Source organism: Exiguobacterium sp. s21 (genome assembly GCF_018617975.1).
Classification (GTDB): Bacteria; Bacillota; Bacilli; order Exiguobacteriales; family Exiguobacteriaceae; genus Exiguobacterium; species Exiguobacterium mexicanum_A.
In genome coordinates this window covers 68,268-90,698 of sequence record NZ_JACSLF010000009.1, presented here as the reverse complement: position 1 = coordinate 90,698, position 22,431 = coordinate 68,268, and the positions used below count along the sequence as shown (strand labels likewise).

Sequence of the window (22,431 nt, the reverse complement as noted above, 5' to 3'; positions counted from 1 at the left end):
AGTAACTGGATATGAAAAACTACACCCCTAGCTTCATGATCTTATCGAGTGCAGCGCTCACCTTCGGGCTTGGGTTCAAATCCATCGTCCCGTATGCGATGTTGATCGGCATCGGGCTACATATGATTTTTCTTCTATGTGCCGCCTACTCGTTAGGCAAGTACCGGGCCAATAAATCACAACTCGATTCGTAACGCCATGACACTTACTGTCACGGCGTTTTTTTCATCTGTTTCATCTTATTACAAATCACTCTCACGTTCCCGGATCGGAAATTCAGCTGCGATGTCCCGCAAGCCTTTTAGGAAGCGTTCCACGTTCGCTACAGAGGTTTCAAAGTTAATATCAAGTTCTTCCACCTCGTCCCCGAGCGGGTGCTCCAGATGGCCTCGCACGTCCACTTCGTCCCCATCCGCGTCCCGTCTCGTCACCGTCAAGCGGATATACGGTTCTGTCGGTTCGAACTCAACTTGTTGCATGTCACCGGCAACGAACGACTCGAATACCGGTATGTAGTGTGCGACGAGCAAACTGTCGAGCATAATGTCATCGAACGTGATGCGATGGTCCGGCGTATGAAGCCCGACCCAGTTGCGATGCCAGGCCGCGTCATGGATGTTGTCGGCGTCCGGATAGGCATAGGCGTAGCTTTCAATCGTTACATCACATGACTCATCTCGTGACATCAGTTTGGCGATGGGCATCGTTATCCGTCCTTCCTGAGCGAATAGCCGTCAATCTCCTGTAGACGCATCCGTTTCTGATCGACGGCCGCATGGATGATAACCGTCACGCCTGGATTGAGTTCCATCATCTTCTTGATTTTCGTCAAGTCGTCGCCTTTGATCTCGACCGGCAAGACGAACTCGCCTTCCTTCAAATGAATGAACTTGATTTTTCCTTTGTCGTCATAGCCTGTCACTTCGTACGTCGCATATTCACGTTTCATCAACATCTCCCCTTCTTCCGAATCAATCTCCACACCGAGATCACTAATTTCCCGTTCAATCCGTTTGTCCCGTTCCATCAGTCCTCTCACGCCTAAAAAAGAAGAGAACAACACAATAAAGATCATGAGGACATTCGAATAGACAAACCCATAGAGCAAACCGTACATGAACCAGCACAGCATCGACATCATCATAAGCGTGGTCGTCTTACCCTGTTCCCGCTCTTGATTCGTTCTATGGTGTGACGCCATCATCCGTCCTCCTCTCCATACTTCATACGTTCCCCGCTTGAATCGGTTCCACACAAAAAATCCACCCCTGTAGCGGCAGGGATGGATCCAGCTTACGCCTCGACGCTATCCGCGTGTTTGGCTTTCTGGTCCGCGATGACGCCTGCGTACCATTTCGCGCTGTCTTTCAAGACGCTGTGGAGACCCCATGTCGGAAGGACGTAAGAGAAGACTTGTGTCTCCACTTCTTTGCCGTCTTCTTTCACTTTGATCGGCTTCGACATCCCTTCGAACCAAGATGGTGACCATTCTGGAGCGAGTGCCGTGTATTGTTTCTCACGAAGTTCTTTCGCGTAGTCCATGTAGTTGATCTTGTCTTCTGTCAAGACGAGTTCGTTCTTGTCGTTTACCCATGCTTCTGGGTTCGCGCCTTGTGAGAACCAACGGATCGCGCCTTCGTCCGGGAACATCTTGTAGCCTTTTTGCTTCATCTTCTCAGCAACTTCGAAGACGCCGTCCATCGAGCTCATCATGTTGCCGATTTCAGCCGGATCGTCCGTACCGAGGACTTCTTTCGCTAAGCTACGTTTGTAGTAGACGCCACCTGGTGTCGTTTGCCAAGAAAGCGCGCGCACGTTGCCATCTTTATCTTTCCCGAGGTCGAAGACGTAAGGGATGTAATCGTCTGAGATATCGTCGACGTTATAAGGCTCGTCTGAAAGGTTTTCCCAGTATCCTGCGTCAACCCATTGCTTGAGGAACGCGATTTCTCCTGTGAAGACGTCCGGTGCCCCAACGCCGCTTTCAAGTGCCGGCTTAAGTTTTGTCGGATAGTTCGCGATTGGAACGATTGTCAATTCAACCTTAACGCCGTTCTTCTCTTCGTATGTTTTGATTGGCTCTTTAAGTTCGTCCCTGAACGACCAAACTTTAAGTACGTCGTCTTTGCCGCCTGTCGCTTCTGAAGATCCTTCGTCGTTTGAGCACGCGCCTAAGACGCCGACTGATAGTGCTCCGATCGAGAGTAAGCTAACTAATTTTTTCGCATGTGTGAACCCGTCCTTTATAAGTAGTTTTTAGAAAGCGTTTTCAAGAAGAGGTAATAATTCATCGAAAGCGCTTTCTAAAATAACTAAATAAAATATCGAAAGCGGTTTCGATTCGAGGTAAATGATTTTCGAAATCGCTCTCTCCTCTCCATTCCGCTGAAGCGAACAAAGCGACTTCGAAACATCATCGTGACTTCTTTACTTTATAATCGGTGCGCATGACGCCCGTTCAATCAAGCGGACTGGGATGACGCGTCGTTCCGTGCGTCGTTCTTTGGCCGTCATCTGTTCAATCAACAGCTCGGCCGCCGCTTCCCCGATTTCGTCCGTATCTTGACGAATCGTTGTCAGCTTCGGAGTGATGTACTTGATCATCTCGATATCGTCGTAACCGATGATCGAGATGTCTTCTGGCACCCGGAGGCCATGTTTATGAACGGCTTCGATCGCGCCGATGGCCATTTGGTCACCTGCGACGAAGACGGCAGTCGGCGGAGATGGGAGTTGCAATAGCTGCTCCATCGCTTGTTTGCCTTCCTCGACCGAGAAGAACCCGGCGTTCACCAAGTATCCTGGTTGAATCGGTAAATCGAGCGCGTGCATGGCAAGCTCATACCCCTTGACCCGGGCCGCCCCAGCGTCAATCGACGAATCGCCGGCGATATGTGCGATGGCGCGATGGCCTAACTTATACAAGTAGTTCACAGCCATGCGGGCCCCTTCCGAGTTGTCGGAATAGACGACGCTACAGTTAGCGCTGTCCATATCGATCACGACGATCGGGATATCGCTTTGCATGAGCTCTTGGACTTGTTCGTCCATCCGGTCCGAACAGATGACGACGATGCCGTCGACTGCTCGATGTTTGAAGTGTTCGAGGTAACTCATGTCGCGGTTGCGGAGGTTACGAGAGGCGAAGATTAAATCGTAGCCGTGTTCCTCGGTCGCGTGACGGAAACTTTCAATGATGCCGTTAAAAAATGGATGTTTCATTCCGACTTCGTTCGCTTCTGAGAACGTGACTCCGATCGCCCACGATTTTTTCGTTGATAACGACTGGGCGTGTGCGTTCGGCAGATAGTCCATCTCAGCCGCTGCTTGTAATATTTTGGCTCTCGTCTTTTCGCTGACGTCCTTATAGTTGTTCAACGCTTTGGAGACCGTCGTAATCGAAAAGCCGTTTTTTTTTAGCTAAATCATAAATCGTGCCCATGTCATTCTCCTCTTACCGAAAGCGCTTTCGGTAATTTGATTGTAGGGCATGAATTTGTAGGAATCAATTCTTTTTCGTGGCATATTTTGAGATTTATTTTCGTACCGTGTTTCTTCTATATTAAGGGATAAAATCATTTTTTGTCGTTAGTGTGTCCGCGTGTATAACCAAACGAGATTCGTGAACTTTTGAACTTCCGTCTCTCCCGTCTCACCTTTGAACAAACGTTGGAACGGTTTCAGCAACTGTTCAAGGACGATTTTACGGAGCCGGTCTTGATGGAGCTCGTACGTGATTGCTTCGAATAAATCGGCTTGTTCCTCGGTCATCTTCACGTGCTCATGGATGCGCGCTGCCATCCCAATCAACTCATCTTTCGTGACGAGGTTCTTATCCGTCGTCCCCCGCATTTGATCGACAGTGACCGGGTTCAAGATATGTTCTCCGGTGTCGACCATACGCGCCGCCATCAACTCGACGTAGGCGTACAAATTACGAATCAATCGCTGAATCGAGTAGGCTGTGTTCGTGATGCGGAGTGTGAACAGGATATGTTGCAACATCCCGTTGAAGAGCACTGTCAACTCGACCGAATACGGGCGAATCTCTTCCCCGATAATTTCCGTCAGACGCATGGCGAGCCATTCGATCTCATAGACGCGGTGTTGTAGGACGAGCTTTTTTAATTCAGGTTCATTCGCTGACATAATCGACTCGAACAAGGCGTGGAGGTTCCGCTCCTCGTTCAATTGAATGAGAATCGAAATCTGCTCGATAAAGACGTCCTTGTCGCGCTTGTCACGTCCCATCTGCATCTCAATCCGGCGTTGTCCAGCGTCATAGCGCAAGTTCTCGAGAATGTTGGCGACACAGTCCGTCTTCGAGGCGAAGTAGTTATAGAACGTGCCTTTTGAGATGTTGGCCCGTTCGATGATTTCTTGGACCGACGTCTGCTGCACTCCGTTCTCAATGAACAAAGCCATGGCGACGTCAGCAACTTTTCGTTTCTTATCCTTCATATACTGATTGCTCCGTTCTGTCTGGTTTCTGCCTTAAGTATACCATTTTGAACCGACAGTACAAAATGGTTGATTTATTTGTACGGCGGGTATAAAATCACTACATCGACACTTACTAGTATATAACTATTCAGAACATAAAGGAGCAACTCGTATGAAACCAGAATTCCAAAAGAAACCGCCGTATCTCATGCTCGCGGTCCTCTTTGTCGGGGCGTTCATCGCCTTTCTCAACAACTCTTTACTTAACGTCGCGCTCCCATCGATCATGGTCGATTTGGAGATTGCTGACTACTCGACCGTCCAATGGCTCGCGACAGGATTTATGCTCGTCACAGGCGTGCTCGTCCCGGCATCGGCCTACTTGATCACCCGGTTCTCGAACCGTGGTCTCTTCATCACGTCGATGGCGATTTTCGCGCTCGGGACGGCCATCGCCGCTTTCTCTCCGAACTTCGGTGCCTTACTCGCCGGCCGGATGATTCAAGCGGTCGGGGCGTCTACGATGGGACCGCTCTTGATGAACGTCATGCTCGTCAGTTTCCCGCGTGAAAAACGCGGAACGGCGATGGGCATTTTCGGTCTCGTCATGATTTCAGCACCAGCAATCGGTCCGACACTCTCGGGCTACATCGTCGAGTACTACGACTGGCGCGTCTTGTTCGAGATGATTCTCCCGCTCGCCATCATCGGTCTCGGTCTCGCCATCTGGAAAGCCGAGAACGTCATGGTCCAAAATAAAGACCAATCGCTCGATTACTTGTCACTCGTCTTATCAACGCTCGGGTTCGGTGGCGTCTTGTACGGTGTCAGCTCAGCGAGTTCAGACGGCTGGGATAACCCAATCGTCTTGACGACGATGATCGTCGGGTTCGTCGCGTTGATCGCCTTCGTCATCCGTCAGCTCAACATGGAGAAACCGCTCCTCGACTTACGGGCATACAAATACCCGATGTTCGCGCTCGCTTCAATCATCGCGATTGTCAACGCCGTCGCCATGTTCTCCGGAATGATTTTGACACCGGCCTACGTACAGAGTGTCCGTGGCATCTCGCCGCTCGACTCTGGGCTCATGTTGTTACCGGGTGCGATCATCATGGGGATCATGTCCCCGATTACAGGGAAACTGTTCGATAAGTTCGGACCGAAGTTACTCTCGATCACAGGTCTCACGATTACCGCGATCTCGACATACATGCTCGCCAACGTCCAACTCGATTCGACGTACACGTACATCGTGACGACGTACACGCTTCGCATGTTCGGGATGTCGATGGTCATGATGCCGATTTTAACTAACGGTCTTAATCAGTTGCCAACGCATCTCAACCCGCACGGGACTGCCATCAACAACACTGCCCAACAAGTGTCGGGTGCGATCGGTACGGCCATCCTTATCACCGTCATGAACTCGGTGACACGGACCGAAGCCGAATCGCTCATGACCGGCGTCGACCCAGCGACACTTACCGAAAGTGCGATGGGCGCATTGACGCAACAAGCGTTGCTCTCAGGGATTCAGTATTCGTTCTATGTCGCCCTCGGGATGAATATTTTGGCGCTCATCTTAGCGTTCTTTGTGAAACGGGTCGATGTTAAGAAATTCGACTTTAAAGAAGATGCAGAAGAGCTCAAAAAAGCGAATTAACACAACAAGCCGTCCTATTTGATTAGGACGGCTTGTTTCTGTCTTATTTCATTCGCTTCACTGTCACATACTCTTGTAACAGGAAATTGATTTTATTGACTTGATACGGTTGTACATCCTTTGACGCTTCCACATACTCCTCGTGTTGCGGATGAGCCGGGTCGTTCAAGATGTCTTGAATCATCTGATTCCCAGCCATTCCTCCGACATCTTCAAACGGCGTCTCCCCTTCCCACTCTGTCACCATCGGATATGGATACGGGTAGTTGTCGACGACTTTTTCAAGCGTTAGTTGATGTTGCCACTCCTCGCCATAGTCGTACGTATAGTAGAGTGTTTGATGAGACTCGATAACATTCGGAAGCTTCACGTTTTTCATATCCCGAACCGTCACTTGTTTGAAGCGTTCTAATAGGCCCTTTTCAAAATCACTCAGTTTTGACTTTTCCTTTAAATGTGCGAGGCGACTTTTGTGTTCATACACTTCCTCAGGGTTTAACACGAACCGGAACGTCGGCTTTCGTAAATCATCTTCAAACTTCGCCAAGTGGGAGTCGTCCCACCACATCACGATTTGAATGGCATCATGAAGTCGTTTGAAGTTCGTCTCGGCCGGGATGATAAAGCGGCGCCATACGGGGGTCGGGCTGTCCAATAGTTTTATTTGAAATTGATATGCTTTAAACATAGATTATGATCCTCCTAGTTTCGTTTTGGCCGTTTCACTTGAACGTGACAAGCCGACAACCGATTCGCCCATTCTTTGTTCATGTAAATTGGATTTTATTCCCTCTTCCTGAAAATGAAGCAACCAATCTGGTTATTATATGGTATTATTTGTATAGTTTGTTGAATCGAATCGGAGGCCTCTTGATGAAAAACATACTTGTCTGCTGCATCACCTGTCTCATGATTATAACTTCGTCCTTCACCTTTACAATATCAGTTGAAGCCGCAACAAAGAAAGAGAATCGTGCTATTATGGGAACGTCGGCATTAAAACCGCAACAAATGGCAGATTACGTGAAAACGAAAAACCCTAAGAATGTGCGTCTTCATGGCACGACGGTTGAAGAACTCGCCAAACTGTTCATCATTCTAGGTGCCAAAGAAGGCGTCCGCGGAGACGTCGCGTTTGCACAAGCTTTGAAAGAAACTGGCTACTTTCGCTACGGCGGAGACGTGCTTCCGAAGCAGCATAACTATTCAGGGATCGGCACGACCGGTAAAGGTGTCAAAGGTCATTTCTTCCGTTCCCCGCATCAAGGAGTGCTGGCTCAGATTCAACACCTGAAAGCCTATGCCTCAAAAGATAACTTGAATTCGACGCGCGTCGACCCGCGTTTTCATTACGTAAAACGGGGATCGGCGACGACATGGCCTGCCCTTCATCGCAAATGGGCGATGCAACCTTCAGGCAATTACGGCAACGAGATTCTCTTTATTTATAAAGAGATGGGACAGACAAAACTTCGCGTCGCCAAAAAAATGAACGAACTATAATGACTTACAGGGGTGAAAGATAGTGACTTGCCATCAAGTACGGATGTATAGCGGGCTCGCGCTTCTCGTTGCGGGCATCGCTTTACTCCTTAAACGCTAATAAGCATCCGAGCAAATGCTCGGATGCTTATTTTAGTCTCACTTGATGAAAAAACATGCTTCAAAACAAATCCGGTCTTCTCCTGAAGCATACGCTGTCAACGTGCCGTCGTGTAAAATCATGATTTGACGGGCAATCGACAGCCCGAGCCCGTCCCCTGGTGTCTCGCCACGTGATGCGTCCACCCGATACGTCCGGTCAAACAAATGGTCAATCGATGCAATCGTCCGGGGTGTCGTCTCATTACACAGTCGCCATAAGACATGTTCGTCTCGTTCAACGAGTGTCAGTTCAATCAGTCCATCCGGTGCCGCATATTTCAATGCGTTCGACATCAAGTTCTGAAAGACCCGAATCAGTTGGTCTTGATCAGCTTCGACGTATAAGTCAGGCTGCACATTGACCGACACACGATAGCCCGCCTCTTCAAACAATGGACCCATCTCGTGGACGAGCTGTGTCGTCAACAGACTGATGTTCATTCGCTGTTTCGAGAGCGTCACTTGTGACGAATACAACCGGTTCACGTCCATCAACTGATCGAGCAATCGTTCGAGTTGTGCCGTTTTCTCATTCAACACATTGAAATGACTCCGTTCGACGTCCGTCATGACGCGTTCGCTTTCAAGCAATTGCAGATAGCCGCGAATACTCGTCAGCGGTGTCCGTAAGTCGTGGGACAGGTTCGAGAACAGCTGGTTTCGTTCCTCTTCATGGGCCCGTTCCCGCTCAAACAATTCTTTTAACTGAGCGGACATTTGCGTGACATTCTTCGCGAGGGATGCAAGTTCGTCCTGGCCTTTCAAGTCCACGGTTCGATCAAGATCCCCGTTCGCAATCCGTTTAATCTCATCTGATAAATATGTGATTTTTCGTAGCGTGGTTCGCATCATCAATGAAAAACCGATCACAAAAATGATAATCGTAATAAACGTCACGCTTAAAAACGCCAGATTGGACGTCAATGGTTCCGGCGTGGTTTCATTTTGAATATAATACATACTGATCGAGTAGCCCATAATTAAAAACGCGATCGTCGCGATGAGTGCATTGATTAAGATGATTCCAATCAACTTGACGAGTAATCGGTCCCACTGTCGCTGTCTCATAACCGGTAACCCGCGCCCCAAACCGTCTTGATATACGAGGGTTTTCGTGGTGTGTCTTCAATCTTTTCTCGAATTTTAGTGATATGCACCATCACCGTATTATCGACCTCGAACGCATCTTCGCCCCACACGGCCTCATAAATCTGTTCGACCGTCAGCACTTGATTCGGATGTCGCATGAAATAGGCAAGAATATCAAATTCTTTCGGCGTGAGACGAATCAGCGTCTCGCCTTTTTGACATTGTCTCGTTTGCACATCGAGCGTCAACTCTTGAAACATGAGTTTTCCAGACTGGGTCGCTTGATGTGCCCCATAGTCACGGTAGCGTCGGAGCAACGACTTAACCCGAAGCGTCACTTCGAGCGGATTGAACGGCTTTTTCATATAATCATCCGCTCCGACAGAAATCCCTTGCATCAAATCCAAGTCACTCGTTTTAGCCGTTAGCATCAAAATCGGCATAAACTGTGTCTTCCGAATTTCGATACATGCGGAAATGCCGTCCATGATGGGCATCATCCAGTCTAAAACGAGCAAGTCAATCGGTTCATGCGCGACGACGTCGAGCACTTCTTGGCCCGTCTTCGCAAACCGAAGTACATATCCTTCATTTTTTAAATAAATTACGAGCAGCTCGCGAATGGCCTCGTCGTCATCCGCAATCAAAATGGTTGGTTGTGACCGCATGTTCTTCCTCCTTGCCTGAATACGCGTTACACGTATGTTTATGAACGACCTCATCAGTCGTCTCGGTCAAACCTAGCGTAGCATCTTTTTTCTACTCCTGTTTAGTCAACCTGTCTATTGATAATGAGTATAGCGCGGGGATGACAACGATTTCTGTGGGACTTCTTAAGATTTCTTAAGATGACGCTAAAAACTCCTTACGTTTGTCAGGGGATACTAGACAAAGGTAAGGAGTGAACGAATATGGAATTATTGACGCAATACGTGATGCTCGCCGTCGGCATCATGTTTACCCCACTATCAGACGACGTATTAATGATTACCCATCTGACTGTCGCACCTTCTGGTTGAGCGCTCTTCTTCACGACGTGGGTCGTCTTCACGCTCGCGTTCAGCTGGTTTTATCTTGTCGGTCGCGGCCTGCATCACGTGATTCCATCTTCTACGCGTGATTCCCGTTATTTGAATCGGGCGCAGTCACTCTATGAGAAATATGGGTCACGGATTGTCCTCATCTCTTATTTCATTCCCGGCTTGCGCCATCCCCTCCATTACGTGGCCGGTTTCACATCGCTCAAGTTTCGGACGTATGCGCTCTATAACGCCATCTCGGCTTTTCTTTACACCGGGGCCTGGTTCATCGTGATTCGCTTGGCCGGACAGATACCAGCATTTCAACAGTTCCAAGATTGGGTGCTCGCTTTATGACTCAATGCCCCCGATACTTCCCGAGCGCTCGCATGTTGAGCAAGTAGAGTATCCCGGCATAGACAACCAAACCGAGAACGTAGACCCAGATGCCAGAGAAGCCGCTGCCGTACACCATCACTTCTTTAATCGCGGTCGCCCCGTAAAAGATCGGCATGATATAGCTCAAGTTGCCAAGTCCGTATGGAATCAAGTCGAGCGGGATTAACCCTGAAAAAAACACTTGCGGAATGATCGTGAACGGGATCATCTGGACGACTTGGAGCTCAGAACGAGCGAACACTGAAATCGTCGCACCGAACAAGACAGCCGTCCCCGCCATTAAAATCATCACGAGAAATACCCAGCCGATATTGCCGAGCGAGGTCAGACCGAGCACGTAAATCGTATACAGAACGATGAGGACGGACTGAACGACCGCAAATACGCCGTAGCCGAGCGTATACCCTAAGATGACCTGTCCACGTTTGATCGGTGTCATCAGGAGACGTTCGAGCGTGCCACCGCTCCGCTCTTTGACGAGCGCCATCGCGGACAGGATGAAGACGAAGAAGAACGAGAACAGTGACAAGAACACATAGCCGAACGAGTCGAACGTCGATTGTCCTTCTTCCCCATATACATAGTTCATCTCGATATCAGCCGCCGGATTCAATGCCGACAACGCCGCTTGAATCTCCCGTACCGCCTTCGAAGATTTCGTCGACGGTTCCCGGAGTGTGATCGTCGTTCCTTCCTGCGTCGCTTCAAAAATCGCATCGACGTCTTTATTGTCTTCCAAATAATCGAACGGGCCGTCGACCGTGTCCAACCGGACATCGAGCGTCTCGGCTTCAAACGCTTCGACGAGTTGCGTTTGTGCGTTGTCATCGAGCACGACGACCGGCACGTAATCCGAGTCCCCGAGGAGAAAGTAAACGAGTGTCAAAATGAGGAGCGGTGCGATCAAAATCAAGGCGACACTCCGTTTATCGTTGAGCGTCTGAAAGATGACGCGCTTCGCCAAGTTACGCATGATCCGTCCCTCCTTCACGACCAGCGATGAGGAACAGTTCCTCGACGCGACCGTTCTCCGTTTGGTCTAACAGATGCGGCACGGTGTCGTAAGCGATCAAGCGTCCGTTATAGATGAGCGCGGCCCGGTCACACTCGAGCACCTCATCCATGACGTGCGTCGAGACGATGATGGTCGTCCCGCTCTCACGAATCATCTGGAACTGACTCCAAATCTGACGGCGTAAAATCGGATCGATCCCGACCGTCGGCTCGTCTAAAAACAAGACGTCCGGTTGATGGAGGATGGCGATCGCGAGCGACAGCCGTTTTTTCATCCCGCCCGAGAAATTTCGGACGAGTTTTTTGCGGTCGTCCGTCAAATCGACGAGCGTGAGCACTTCCTTGATGCGTTGCTGCAATGTCGTCTTGCCGAGCTTATAAATCGAGCCAAAAAACTCCAAGTTCGCCTCGGCCGATAAGTCATCGTACAGCCCGTCGTTTTGCGGCATGAAGCCGATGTTGTGGAGCATGTGCATGTTCGGCATGATCGTCTCCCCGATTCGAACCGAACCTTTATCTGCGGCTAAAGCGCCGATCATCAGCCGGATGAGCGTCGTCTTCCCCGAACCGGACGGACCGAGCAGGCAACAGATGTCCCCTGAGTTGATGGTAAAGCCGACGTGGTCGATGGCCAATTGGTCACCGAACGATTTACTGATGTCGTTCAGTTGAATATCCATAACGATTCTCCTTTTCGATGCTCGATTCATGTACACTTGACTAATAGACACCGTGTTGGTTTATAGACTCAGTATAGGCCCCCGTCGACAGCCCAACAATCGGCAAGATCGGCCAGCGTGTCGGTTATCAGACAGTTTCCAATCATGTGTTGGATAAAGGAGAAAATTTCAGATGGGACATGTTGATTTGCGCATCATACGAACGAAACAATTGATCAAGACGGCTTTTTTAGACTTGATTGACGAGCATGGGTTCGAGGTGTCTTACATCTCGTCGGCCCATATGGGTGTCATTTACGAATGGCTCTATAGCGACCGTCCCGACACGGCCGAGGACATTGCCCGCATCATCTATACGATCACGTTCGAAGGACCGCTCGTCGCAGGTGGCCTCCGTGCACATTGAAACTTTTATCGTTCCCTCCTGTACGTTAATATTTGGATAAAATACTTCTCAAATGGGTATGTATACGGAGAAGAATGTCTTTGGTTCATAAAAATTAACTGGCGAAAGAAGGGCGGCTCGTCTATGCAAAACGTGAACAAGTCTGTGATTGTGATTGGTGGAGGGCTCGGGGGAATTTCAGCAGCCATCTCACTCGCGCAAAAAGGATACGACGTCTCCTTATACGAAAAGAACGACCACATCGGCGGGAAAGTGAACCGGCTCGAACAGGATGGGTTCGGCTTCGATCTCGGTCCCTCGATTTTAACGATGCCGCAGATTTTCGAGAAACTGTTCGCAGGTAGCGGCAAGCAGATGGAAGACTACGTACCGATTAAACGGCTCGATCTCGAGTGGCGCTCGTTCTTCCCGGACGGCACCGTGCTCGATCTCTATCACGACTTAGACGTGATGGAGCGCGCTAACCCGACGCTGTCACGAAAAGATATGCATGAGTATCGCGAGCTGTTAAGATATGCCGAGCGGATTTACAACACGACGGAGAAGGCATACTTGAAAGAAGGGTTCGAATCGCCGCGCGAAGCGGTCGCCAAGAACGGTCTTTTCTCGACGTTGTTCGGCTTCGATTTGACGTCGACGATGTACGACGGGATTGCCAAACGAATCAGCAACCCGCATTTGCGGACGATGCTGTCGTATTACGTGAAATATGTCGGCTCATCCCCGTACAGCGCGCCGGCCGTCCTCAACATGATGATTTACATGCAGCACGCGCAAGGCTGCTGGTACGTCGAAGGCGGCACGCATAAACTCGCGGAAGGATTGACGAAACTCGCTGAAGAAATTGGTGTGAAGCTCCATACCGGTCAAGGCGTCGTTCGGGCGCATACGTTGAACGGTCAACTGACGGCCATTGAGCTCGAGGACGGACGGCTCCGTTCGGCCGACTATTTCGTCTCCAACATGGAAGTCATCCCGTTCTATCAAAAGATGGTCGATGCGGATGAACAGTTCGTCGACAAGCTCGTTGAAAAATATGAGCCGGCCAGTTCCGGCTTCGTGCTCCACCTCGGGGTGAACAAAGAGTACCCGGCGCTCGGCCACCACAACTTCTTCTTCTCGGAGAACTTGCATGAACAGATGGACAAAATCTTCGAGCAGCACGAGTTGCCGGACGACCCGACGATTTACTTGGTGAACGTCAATAAGACCGACCCGACGCAGGCGCCGCCTGGGCACGAGAACATCAAAATTTTGCCGCACATCCCGTACATCCAAGATAACCCGTTCACGCCAGAGGACTACGCAGCGTTCGAAGAGCGTGTCCTCGATAAGCTCGAGCGGATGGGCTTGGACGGCTTACGCGAACATACGGTGACGCGCGATGTTTGGACGCCGCATGACATCGAGCGTACGTACGGCTCGGACCGGGGCGCGATTTATGGGACCGTCGCCGATAAGAAGCAGAACGGCGGCTTCAAGCACAAAAAACAGAGCGAGCTGTACGACAACCTCTACTTCGTCGGCGGCACGGTCAATCCCGGCGGGGGCATGCCGATGGTGACGTTGAGTGGTCAGCAAGTGAGCGATAAGATTGCGAAGCGTGACGGAGTCACAAATCGATGACCGACTCGTTTCGGGAACGACATCGTTTCAAATTCTATACGATTGGCATGGTCATCTGCGGAATTTTGGTGGCATGTTTTCTTAAAAATAAGCATCTGACGCCATGTCAGATGCTTATTTAGTTACGTGTATTCGATTTTCCAACAATCAATTTCAATACAACAATAATTCCGCCTAACATGACAGCAAAGGTTCCAAGCGACCAGAGCATGTCAAACACTCGTAGATCCATCGTCTTCCTCCTTATTTGAGCTGACGTTTCGCTTCATCGCGATGCGCCGTCCGCAGCTCATGATTCGTCACGTGCTCCGGGTCAATCAACTCGATTTTCCGGTTCACCCATACCGATAAGAAGATGAATGGGATAAACAAGGCGAGCAGCATAATGGCGAAGATGACGAGTGACCCTTCAATCGCCCAAGCGATGGCGATGAAGACCCCAAGCAAGATGACGTTCGCGAGCACGATGCCGAACTCGAGTCGCACGAACTTTTGATAGCGCGCGTCGTCATTGAATGTGAGCAGCAACTTCATGCGGTGCCACGCCCGATAGAGGCTCGGCAATTGCGTCGCCATGATGATGATGGCGAATGTCGCGAGGGTGATGTCTTGCGTAAAGATGAAGTAAAAGGCGATCCCTAAAATTGCCAACGTGAGCAAGAGCGCCGTCCGGTTCACCTTTCGGTCGTTCTCGACCATTTGTTTCAGCCGTTCATTTTTATTAACCATAGTTAGGTACTCCCATCATGATGACTTTCGTTTTTCGCGCTCGAGTTGCGCCTTGCCGAGCTCCGTCGCGGTCACATGCTCCGGGTCAATCGTTTTCAACTCACGGTCGATGCGAATCCCAAGCGCCAAGAACGTGATCAGACCGACGATAACGACGATGACGAGCGTGAGTAGCGTGATCCACCCGAGCATCGAGCTAGCGATCAACAATAAAAGAAACACGATGTTCCCGACGGCCAAGCCGAACTCGGACCGTACTTTCTGTTGGTAGCGAGCGTCGTCGTTGAAGGTGAGCAGCAACTTCATCCGATGCCACCCTTTATACAGCACGGGCAGCTGTCCGACCAAGATGATCGGCAACAGTAAGAGGACGTCCGTCGCCCAAAAATAGATGATGAACAGTGCGATGATTCCTATCGTCGGGTACAACATTTGTTTTTGTCGCTTTCGATCGTTCTCCATCATGCGTTCAAGTCTTATGTTATGGTCAACCATCCAATCCCCCTAATCAAATCTCGTTACCTTCTTTTACGAAAAGAAACGGCAAATCGTTTCACTCGACTCGAATATCGTTATCGAGAATGTACATCGTCTCTTCGTAGCGTTGTTTACTATAGGCGTCGTCTTGCCTGTGGAGCGTCTCAAAAAATGCTTCGAACAGTTGTTGATTTAAAGGCTTCCGTCGAATGATGACTTCTTGAATGACGCTTGTCGCCGTCTCTCGCAACGTCTTGTCATCCATCCAGGTCAACAGCTCACGAACGAGTTCGTCCGCTTCAAGTAAATCCAAGCTATTGAACCAAATAATCGCACCAATCCTTTTGTCTTCTAGATGATCGCTATAGAGTAGGCGTCGCGCATCTTTCAGGAGCGTCTCCCCTTGTTTCATTTCAGTACCTGATTCTGGAGTCATTTCTTCATATACTCCCATATCCACCGTCGTGAGCGCTTCACTAAATTGACGGAACGAGTCGAACAAGACATCAATCTCTTCCGTATCCGTATCGATATAGGCAATCTTCGGCGTCGCGCCTTCACGGTAGTCGAATACGAGGAAGAAGTGACCGTCACCGGCGAACACAATCAATCGTTCATCCACGACACCCCATTCCGTCAACAATGCCTTCGATTCAATCAGCCCTTTATTCAAACCAACTCCAGCAATTGAATCAACGAGGGCAATGTCATCTTGTCCATTCCATGTAATCGGTAAGTCGCGATTTTCGACATATCCCCCGTTCTGGATACGAATCGCCTCGAGATAATCAATAGGCAGTTTCACCCCGAGTCGCGTCTCCACTTCAGTCAACACGTCGTCTGTTAATGTGGGCAACCGGTTCGGGTCGTCCGGTATATCGTTCCAAATGATCATTAGTTCCCTGCTTTCTTCAATCGTCTGTATTGGCGAATGTCTTGATTCGTCACATGCGCTGGGTCAATCTTTTTGAGTCGCTCATTCACCCACCATTCAAAATAAAGACATGGCAAGACGATTAGCGTACCAAGCAATGGATACGTGACGTGTTGAAAATTTTGAATGACTGTACCCCAAATAAATATAGCGAGCCCGATGACCGTCATGAAAATGATTAGAAAGTTGATTCGAACATATCGGCGATACAGCTCATCCGAACTAAAGCGAAGCAGTAGCTTCATCCGCAACCAATCCCATAAAATCAGTGATGCGTAAATGACCAAAAAGGCTGCGAACACTTGCATGTTCGTTAAAGTGTAACGACTATGGAGATAAAACGAGATCAAGATGATGATGGCGACCAGGAGACCGAATAAACGAATCGAGACTTGTTCAAACCGCATCAATTGAAGCAAGCGATCTTTATGCTCGACCATCATTCATTCTCCCATTTCTGCTTCAAGCGCTCCCGTTTCGTAAAGCCAAGCAAGCTATCCGCGACATGCTCATGATCGATCCGAAGCAAGCGGGTATCAAGCCATGTCTCAACCACTAACATGCCTGCAATCAACATCGCCGACAGTCCACTGAATACCGGCAATGCGAAGTATCCGGATACATACCCAAACATCAGACCAAGCATACCCCATAACATCGCAATCGCGATGACGCCTTTCGCCCGGATCAATCGTTGGTAGGAGCGATGCTCATTGAATGTCAAAAGTGTACGTGTCTTCTGCCACGTGACAAAACTGAGCGGGACAGCCGTCATCATCAAAAAGGAGAAGGCTGCAAGCATTGGCAATGATGCATTGGTATAAATCCACCACCCCAGTCCTAGTCCAGCCGTGGTGGCCCATAACAAATTAAATACACCTTTTTTCGGGCGCTTCTGTAACTGCTCGACTCTTTCTTCTCGTGTCATCATCATTTGTTCCTCCTTGAAACCAATTCGGACCGTTTACCGTACATAGGAGTAGCATACCAATAATTAGGAGGTATTTCGATGGATATTCTCATTTTAGCTATCCTACTCGGCATCGTCGGCTGCATTGTGACCCGTTCTTATACCATCTACCCATCATCGTTTAGGGACCGCTCCCCCGTTCAGGCCCAGACCTCGCTCACAATAAAATGCCCGCATTGCCAAACCGTCGTCAAACGGCAGGAACACGGGCAAACTTGTTCAACTTGTCGAAAATCCTTTTAGACGACTTGCTTTGCTTTTTGGTGGGCCGTCTCTTTCTTCCCACTCAACTGAAACAACAGTACCCCGCCGACGATCAACACGATGCCAAGCGCTGTCTTCCACGTGAGCGGGATCGCTTCGAGACCGAACCAGCCGAGCGTGTCCCATATGAGCGCGAACAGGATTTGCGACACCATGACGATCGAGATGGCATGGCTCGGTCCGAGCTGTTGGACGCCTTGCGTCACGCTCATGACGACACCGACCCCGATGATGCCGCTGAACCAGTACCACGTCTCCATCCCCGTGACGGCGAACAGACCAAATCCTTCACTGACCAGCCCGACGAGTAGCGATGCCAGGAAACCGAGGGCGAGCACGAGCGTCGTCGTCGCCCACGCCCCGACCCGTTCTTTCACTTTGGCGTTGAACGTATTCTGCACACAGACGAGCATGCCGCCCATGACCGCGAGCATCATTCCTAGTGCCATGACGTGTCCTCCTCATTCATAAATACTCTCCCCAGCAACAGCAATCAACCCGGCGCGATCCATGATTGCAATCGATCGACGATCCCATTCAATCAATCCCTGCTCGACGAACCGCTTGAGCGTCCGGTTGACGTGGCGATAGCTCGTCCCAATCAAATCGGCGATATCGGTCAACTCATCAACGGTCGACCCGAGCGTCGTCTCTTCCGGTGTCATCGACAACAGATAGCTCGCGAGCCGCACATCGACCGGGTAAAACAAGTTAAAACTCATCGACTGCGACTTCATCTCAAACTTCTTCGTGATGCCTTCGAGCAAATAGTGGAGCCACGTGACGTCCTCCTTGGCATGACGCGCGAGGTCGTCGAAGCGGACGACGAGCATCTCGACCGATGTGACTGCCTCGACCGTGTTCAAGAACGGCGTGCGGCGGACGTACTCGATGTCCCCAATTAAGTCGAGCGGATGTTTGAACGACAAGACGAGCCGCTTCCCGGCCGCTGACGTGTGGGCCACCCGAATCTTTCCACTGACGAGAAAGTGGAGCTGCTCGGCCTTAGCTCCTTGGGTGCAAATCGCCTCCCCCGTCACGTAACGGACGAGCTTAAGTTGAGGTCGGACCGCTGATGGGAGCACCTCATCCAACCCATACCGCTTCATGTAACGGTCAATCTGTTCCATCACGCGTCATCCTTTCAATACGAGAATCCCGACAATCATCATGACGACCCCGAGCAGTTGCGTTCGATTCAAGTCACGGCGCAACATCCCGAACCAGCCGCGCCAGTCGATGACGAGCGCGAGGGCAAGCTGGGCAATCAAGAACAATGAGATGGTGAGGGTAACGCCGAGCTCATGCACGGCCGTCATATTGCTGAACAAGATGAACGCAGCGAACGCGCCCCCTGACAAATAAAGCGGCTCGACGCGGCGCATGTGGACGTACGTCCGGTCGCGGACGAGAAGCATGATCATGAGCGCGACAAGGAAACCTGTCAATTGCGTCAACGTCGCAGCTTGCCACGTCCCGATACTCGAACTGATGCGAGCGTTGGCGACGCTCTGCAGCGTCAAAAAGAAGCCGCCACTGATAGCGAACAGTACTCCGCGCATGTTGTCTTTCCTCCCTTATGACAAACGAATCAACATGATCCCGATGACCATGACGAGCAAACTGACGAGTTGAATCCCGGTGACCGGGTTCTTTGCGGCCCCGAACCAGCCGAAGCGGTCGATGAGCAGACTCCCGCATAACAAGCCGACAATGACGATGACGACGGCGATGCCGGTGCCGACCATCGGTACGATCAAGACGTTCCCACCGATGAACAGCGCCCCGATGATGCCGCCGAGCCAAATCCACCACGGTTGCCCGCGTAGTCCACGCCATTCGACGTTCGGCCGCAAGACGACCAAGATGAGCAGTAACATGACGATTCCGACGACGAACGAGACGAGCGTCCCTTTCAAAGCCGATTCGAGCACCGTTCCCACATAGCCGTTGATGGCCGTCTGCGTCGCGCTCATCATCCCGGTCGCAATCCCGACGAGGCGCCAAGCGTTCAAATTTTTGCTTCCTGTCTGTGACGAGACGACGAGTTTGCCGCGACGACGATTGATCCAGTCCGTGAGCGCGACCGTCCCGACGACCCCAAGCAACACGAACAAAGCCCCGAGTACACGCCACGGCGTGAGGACGTTGACGGTTGAATTGAACCAGCCGAAGTGGTCAATCAAGAGTCCCATCAAAATCTGTCCGAAAATCGGCATGATGACGGTCTGGACGCTGCCGAGCCTCGGGAACAAGAGGATGTTCCCCGTTAAAAAGATGACCCCAAACAAACCGCCCGACCAGATCCAGAGCGGTTCGGTACGAAAAAGCGATGAGTCGATACCGAATGACTGACCGGTGAGGAGTAACGTAATTGATAAAAACGTTAGCCCCACGGCGAACGACAGAAACGATGCGACGAACGGTGACCCGAGAATCGAACGCAGCCGGGAGTTCGCGCTCGTCTGTACCGGCAACAAAATGCCGATGACGAGTCCAATCACAATGGCTAGCATAGTCTCTTCCTCGATTCTTTCTATATACTGTGTACGTGTTAAGCTTACTCCGCAAGCGGTGGAGGATAAAGGACCGATGTCCTGAAATGTGAAAAAGACGAGTTCCGACTATCAGGAACTCGTCTTTTGGTGTGTTCGGCGCTCCGTTTTCGCTTCGTTGAACATCCGATTCGTGACGTGATGTTGATCAAATCTCAAAACGATTCGGTTGGCCATGTAGGAAAACAGTAACCCGCCAATCGTCCCAGTCCCCAACATAGCCAGGAGTGGCCAAACCGTGAGAAAGCCGGTATGATGAGCAGCGAGCAGACAGATAAACAGCAAAAACATGAACCATTCGACGATAAAATCACTGTAAATCCAGCGCTGATAGCGAGGATTTGGGTTAAATGTCAGCAACACTTTCGTCTTGCACCACGCGACACATAATTGCGGCAAATACACTGCAAATAGGATGAGCGGTAAGTAAATCGATGTCTGATACGAGATGAACGCGACAGCGATTAAGCTGAAGAAAAGTCCCCAGTAGCGCCAGTGCCACGTCGCATCCTCATGCGCGAATAATCGCTCGATTCGTTCTTGTTTCGTCAGCATGTTCATTTCAACCCATTCGCCGTTGCCAATTCAGAGCGGACCGGTTGAGCTGTATCCGCGCTTTGGACAGTTTCATTGAAGCGTTTATTCAGAAACGGCAACAGCACCGCCATTCCTAGGACGAACACCCATGTCCACCAAGGGACCGCCAGTTTATAACTTGCCACGCTACCGACGATCAAGACGTACCACCCGCTTAAAATCCGATAGATGTTCCGCGTCGCCATTCGAGCCCCTCTTTCATCCGATAGATGAGCGAACGCCTCTCCTTCTTTCAGCAAATACACGATTGAACCGCTGGCGAACAACCCCATCAACCCTAAGCCAGCCCACCAAATATGATCCGCGAGCAACGTGACAAATAATAGTCCAGGTACGGGCGCGAACATCACGTCTCGTCGCCGCTTTTTTTGTTCACGGTATCGGTTCATTTCGTCAATCCGTTGTTGTTTCGTCATACGATTCCATTCCTTTTCTAATCATTGATTCCGTCAAGACGACGTTTTAACTTCTCGCGATTGGCTTTAGCCAGCATGTTCGACGTGACGTGTTCCGGGTCGAGTTTGAGCAGTTTTCGATCGATCCACAGCGGTAACAAGACTGAAGGTGGTGCCCCGATGACCACCGCCCACATCAACACGTCCGGATGGATCTGTCCCGTTAAAAACAGGGCAATCAGACTGAACAATAAGATGAACGTGAAAACGAGTGAGGAAAACTGTAGTTTAATGAGACGTCGATACGTCCAGTCGTCATTGAACTGCAAATAGAGCGTCGTCTGTTTCCATTCAAAAAACAACGTCGGGATGAGACTGACCACCGCAATCACGCCAGAATAAGTCGTATGCATCATGAAATAGAGCGCACTCACAAAGATGACGACACTGCTTCCAATCATAAAACGACGATACCTCGTATTGATTTGTAACAATGCTTCAGTCCGGGTTTCCCTGTTCATCTCGTACCTCCTCAGTCTCTGACGTTGTCGAGTCGAATCTCACGCAGCATCGGATGCTCCGTGTCGATGTCGCTCAATCGCTCGTCTTGTTTTCGAATCAAGCGGTAGCCACCGTATAGTACAGCAACTGCCACAGCTAATATCCAGGCGTACATCCAACCAAAGTTAAGCGTCAGCGCAAACGATAAAATGAATACGACGAACAGCGCAAAGACAAATCCGTTCCGACGGGCGATGATGATTTTGGCATCTTCTCGCTCAGTCAACTCGGTCTCGACTCGGTTCGCCTTGAAGAAGATTCCTCCCAGCAGCAAAAGACAAACGAGTACGCCGGCCACGTACCAACCGTTCCATGAATTCGACTGAATCAATCCGACGAGACAAAACACCATCGGAAACGTGAGCAGACTTTGAAGAACGGCCGTCTTTACATTGGTTTTATAAATCAGATTGATGCGTTCTTGTTTGTTCATCGAATCTCTCCTTAAAAGCTCTCCCGTTTGACGTCTCGACGTGTCGGTTGCTCCGGATCAATCCGTTTTACTTTCTCATCGAGCAGGCGTTCGACGAGCAAGAAGCCAAGAGCCGTCAGGGAGAAGACTAAAAACGGAACCCAGCTGACGGATTCTAGCTTCATGAGCAATGGGAACACGAAACAGAGAAAAACAATCATCATATAGTCGAACGCATATTGGATGTGAATGATCTGCTTCGCTCGGACACGGTCCGTAAAATCGCTCATGAATCGACTTTCCCGCCCAATCATCACTCCGTATACTAACAATGACGTCACTAGCAAACTTCCGTATGCGATTGATCGTGTCTCAGTCTGTAAAAAGAAGAAAACGAGTACGGCAATCGGAATCGCGAAACCGAGCCTGACGAGAAGCCATTTCCGGTTTCCGGTAACCATTTGCTTCAAACGCTGATGTTTATTCATCTTCTTCACCTCTTATCTCACTATACGATTCTACCAGAAGAAAAGTTCCGTTTTTTTACAATT

28 protein-coding genes and 2 pseudogenes are annotated in these 22,431 nt (G+C 50.1%); 6 read left to right on the top strand and 24 right to left on the bottom strand.

Annotation, left to right across the window (positions count from 1 at the left end; translation table 11 throughout):
* Positions 1–11: 11 nt before the first annotated feature.
* A complete protein-coding gene (locus tag KNP06_RS11125; protein WP_211779991.1) occupies positions 12–194 on the top strand; it encodes a hypothetical protein in 183 nt (60 codons plus the stop codon).
* 48 nt (positions 195–242) lie between these two features.
* On the opposite strand, the gene KNP06_RS11120 is transcribed toward KNP06_RS11125, so the two are convergent.
* The 5 genes and pseudogenes from KNP06_RS11120 to KNP06_RS11100 form a co-directional block, all read right to left on the bottom strand.
* Positions 243–704 (bottom strand): WapI family immunity protein, encoded by a 462-nt coding sequence (locus tag KNP06_RS11120; RefSeq protein ID WP_214789037.1) that lies wholly within the window; start codon positions 702–704, stop codon positions 243–245.
* 2 nt (positions 705–706) lie between these two features.
* Complete coding sequence (locus KNP06_RS11115) at positions 707–1,201, bottom strand: hypothetical protein (protein WP_214789034.1); 495 nt, start codon at positions 1,199–1,201, stop codon at positions 707–709.
* A gap of 92 nt (positions 1,202–1,293) precedes the next feature.
* Entirely contained in the window at positions 1,294–2,076 is a 783-nt protein-coding gene (locus KNP06_RS11110) for an ABC transporter substrate-binding protein (protein ID WP_483299235.1), read from the bottom strand.
* A 351-nt stretch (positions 2,077–2,427) separates the two neighbouring features.
* A pseudogene (locus KNP06_RS11105) lies at positions 2,428–3,442 on the bottom strand (LacI family DNA-binding transcriptional regulator).
* A 146-nt stretch (positions 3,443–3,588) separates the two neighbouring features.
* Entirely contained in the window at positions 3,589–4,461 is an 873-nt protein-coding gene (locus tag KNP06_RS11100; protein WP_131472853.1) for a TetR/AcrR family transcriptional regulator, read from the bottom strand.
* Between the two features lie 154 nt (positions 4,462–4,615).
* Between KNP06_RS11100 and KNP06_RS11095 the strand changes: the two genes are divergently transcribed.
* Positions 4,616–6,109, top strand: a complete 1,494-nt coding sequence (locus KNP06_RS11095; RefSeq protein ID WP_214789031.1) for a DHA2 family efflux MFS transporter permease subunit — start codon at positions 4,616–4,618, stop codon at positions 6,107–6,109.
* A 43-nt stretch (positions 6,110–6,152) separates the two neighbouring features.
* On the opposite strand, the gene KNP06_RS11090 is transcribed toward KNP06_RS11095, so the two are convergent.
* Positions 6,153–6,797, bottom strand: coding sequence for a plasmid pRiA4b ORF-3 family protein (locus KNP06_RS11090; protein ID WP_214789028.1), 645 nt, complete (start codon positions 6,795–6,797; stop codon positions 6,153–6,155).
* Between the two features lie 293 nt (positions 6,798–7,090).
* On the opposite strand from KNP06_RS11090, the gene KNP06_RS11085 reads away from it, so the two are divergent.
* Positions 7,091–7,612: a glucosaminidase domain-containing protein gene (locus KNP06_RS11085; protein WP_251131583.1), complete on the top strand. Its 522-nt coding sequence runs from the start codon at positions 7,091–7,093 to the stop codon at positions 7,610–7,612.
* 138 nt (positions 7,613–7,750) lie between these two features.
* On the opposite strand, the gene KNP06_RS11080 is transcribed toward KNP06_RS11085, so the two are convergent.
* The gene (locus tag KNP06_RS11080; RefSeq protein ID WP_214789022.1) at positions 7,751–8,821 is read right to left on the bottom strand and encodes a HAMP domain-containing sensor histidine kinase; all 1,071 of its coding nucleotides are present in this window, start codon (positions 8,819–8,821) and stop codon (positions 7,751–7,753) included.
* Positions 8,818–9,510: a response regulator transcription factor gene (locus KNP06_RS11075; protein WP_214789017.1), complete on the bottom strand. Its 693-nt coding sequence runs from the start codon at positions 9,508–9,510 to the stop codon at positions 8,818–8,820. Before KNP06_RS11075 ends, KNP06_RS11080 begins: the two co-directional genes overlap by 4 nt.
* 369 nt (positions 9,511–9,879) lie before the next feature.
* Here KNP06_RS11075 and KNP06_RS11070 point away from each other — a divergent pair.
* A pseudogene (locus KNP06_RS11070) lies at positions 9,880–10,218 on the top strand (DedA family protein); the annotation flags it as partial.
* 1 nt (position 10,219) lies between these two features.
* On the opposite strand, the gene KNP06_RS11065 reads toward KNP06_RS11070, so the two are convergent.
* Both KNP06_RS11065 and KNP06_RS11060 read right to left on the bottom strand, forming a co-directional pair.
* Entirely contained in the window at positions 10,220–11,233 is a 1,014-nt protein-coding gene (locus KNP06_RS11065) for an ABC transporter permease (RefSeq protein ID WP_214789014.1), read from the bottom strand.
* Positions 11,226–11,954, bottom strand: a complete 729-nt coding sequence (locus tag KNP06_RS11060; protein WP_214789011.1) for an ABC transporter ATP-binding protein — start codon at positions 11,952–11,954, stop codon at positions 11,226–11,228. The genes KNP06_RS11065 and KNP06_RS11060 overlap by 8 nt, the downstream gene beginning before the upstream one ends.
* 172 nt (positions 11,955–12,126) lie before the next feature.
* On the opposite strand from KNP06_RS11060, the gene KNP06_RS15335 reads away from it, so the two are divergent.
* Entirely contained in the window at positions 12,127–12,360 is a 234-nt protein-coding gene (locus tag KNP06_RS15335) for a TetR-like C-terminal domain-containing protein (RefSeq protein WP_251131582.1), read from the top strand.
* 123 nt (positions 12,361–12,483) lie between these two features.
* Entirely contained in the window at positions 12,484–13,986 is a 1,503-nt protein-coding gene (locus tag KNP06_RS11050) for a phytoene desaturase family protein (RefSeq protein WP_214789008.1), read from the top strand.
* Positions 13,987–14,229: 243 nt separating this feature from the next.
* Here KNP06_RS11050 and KNP06_RS11045 read toward each other — a convergent pair whose 3' ends face one another.
* From KNP06_RS11045 to KNP06_RS10980, 14 genes are all read right to left on the bottom strand, one after another.
* Positions 14,230–14,715, bottom strand: a complete 486-nt coding sequence (locus KNP06_RS11045; RefSeq protein WP_214789005.1) for a hypothetical protein — start codon at positions 14,713–14,715, stop codon at positions 14,230–14,232.
* A 15-nt stretch (positions 14,716–14,730) separates the two neighbouring features.
* A complete protein-coding gene (locus tag KNP06_RS11040) occupies positions 14,731–15,210 on the bottom strand; it encodes a hypothetical protein (protein ID WP_034781511.1) in 480 nt (159 codons plus the stop codon).
* Positions 15,211–15,268: 58 nt separating this feature from the next.
* A complete protein-coding gene (locus KNP06_RS11035) occupies positions 15,269–16,087 on the bottom strand; it encodes an SMI1/KNR4 family protein (protein WP_214789002.1) in 819 nt (272 codons plus the stop codon).
* Complete coding sequence (locus KNP06_RS11030; RefSeq protein WP_214788999.1) at positions 16,087–16,566, bottom strand: hypothetical protein; 480 nt, start codon at positions 16,564–16,566, stop codon at positions 16,087–16,089. The genes KNP06_RS11035 and KNP06_RS11030 overlap by 1 nt, the downstream gene beginning before the upstream one ends.
* Positions 16,566–17,057: a hypothetical protein gene (locus KNP06_RS11025; protein WP_214788996.1), complete on the bottom strand. Its 492-nt coding sequence runs from the start codon at positions 17,055–17,057 to the stop codon at positions 16,566–16,568. Before KNP06_RS11025 ends, KNP06_RS11030 begins: the two co-directional genes overlap by 1 nt.
* A gap of 278 nt (positions 17,058–17,335) precedes the next feature.
* Entirely contained in the window at positions 17,336–17,809 is a 474-nt protein-coding gene (locus KNP06_RS11020) for a DMT family transporter (protein ID WP_214788993.1), read from the bottom strand.
* Positions 17,810–17,821: 12 nt separating this feature from the next.
* Positions 17,822–18,490 (bottom strand): Crp/Fnr family transcriptional regulator, encoded by a 669-nt coding sequence (locus KNP06_RS11015; RefSeq protein WP_214788990.1) that lies wholly within the window; start codon positions 18,488–18,490, stop codon positions 17,822–17,824.
* 6 nt (positions 18,491–18,496) lie between these two features.
* A complete protein-coding gene (locus KNP06_RS11010; protein WP_211780011.1) occupies positions 18,497–18,922 on the bottom strand; it encodes a DMT family transporter in 426 nt (141 codons plus the stop codon).
* A 15-nt stretch (positions 18,923–18,937) separates the two neighbouring features.
* Complete coding sequence (locus tag KNP06_RS11005) at positions 18,938–19,876, bottom strand: DMT family transporter (protein WP_214788987.1); 939 nt, start codon at positions 19,874–19,876, stop codon at positions 18,938–18,940.
* 111 nt (positions 19,877–19,987) lie between these two features.
* The gene (locus KNP06_RS11000) at positions 19,988–20,470 is read right to left on the bottom strand and encodes a hypothetical protein (RefSeq protein ID WP_214788983.1); all 483 of its coding nucleotides are present in this window, start codon (positions 20,468–20,470) and stop codon (positions 19,988–19,990) included.
* Between the two features lie 2 nt (positions 20,471–20,472).
* On the bottom strand, positions 20,473–20,928 hold the full coding sequence (locus KNP06_RS10995) for an urea transporter (RefSeq protein WP_214788980.1): 456 nt from the start codon (positions 20,926–20,928) through the stop codon (positions 20,473–20,475).
* 17 nt (positions 20,929–20,945) lie between these two features.
* The gene (locus KNP06_RS10990; protein WP_128123908.1) at positions 20,946–21,428 is read right to left on the bottom strand and encodes a hypothetical protein; all 483 of its coding nucleotides are present in this window, start codon (positions 21,426–21,428) and stop codon (positions 20,946–20,948) included.
* Between the two features lie 11 nt (positions 21,429–21,439).
* Complete coding sequence (locus tag KNP06_RS10985; protein ID WP_214788977.1) at positions 21,440–21,901, bottom strand: hypothetical protein; 462 nt, start codon at positions 21,899–21,901, stop codon at positions 21,440–21,442.
* 11 nt (positions 21,902–21,912) lie between these two features.
* Positions 21,913–22,368, bottom strand: a complete 456-nt coding sequence (locus tag KNP06_RS10980) for a hypothetical protein (protein ID WP_214788974.1) — start codon at positions 22,366–22,368, stop codon at positions 21,913–21,915.
* Positions 22,369–22,431 lie beyond the last annotated feature (63 nt).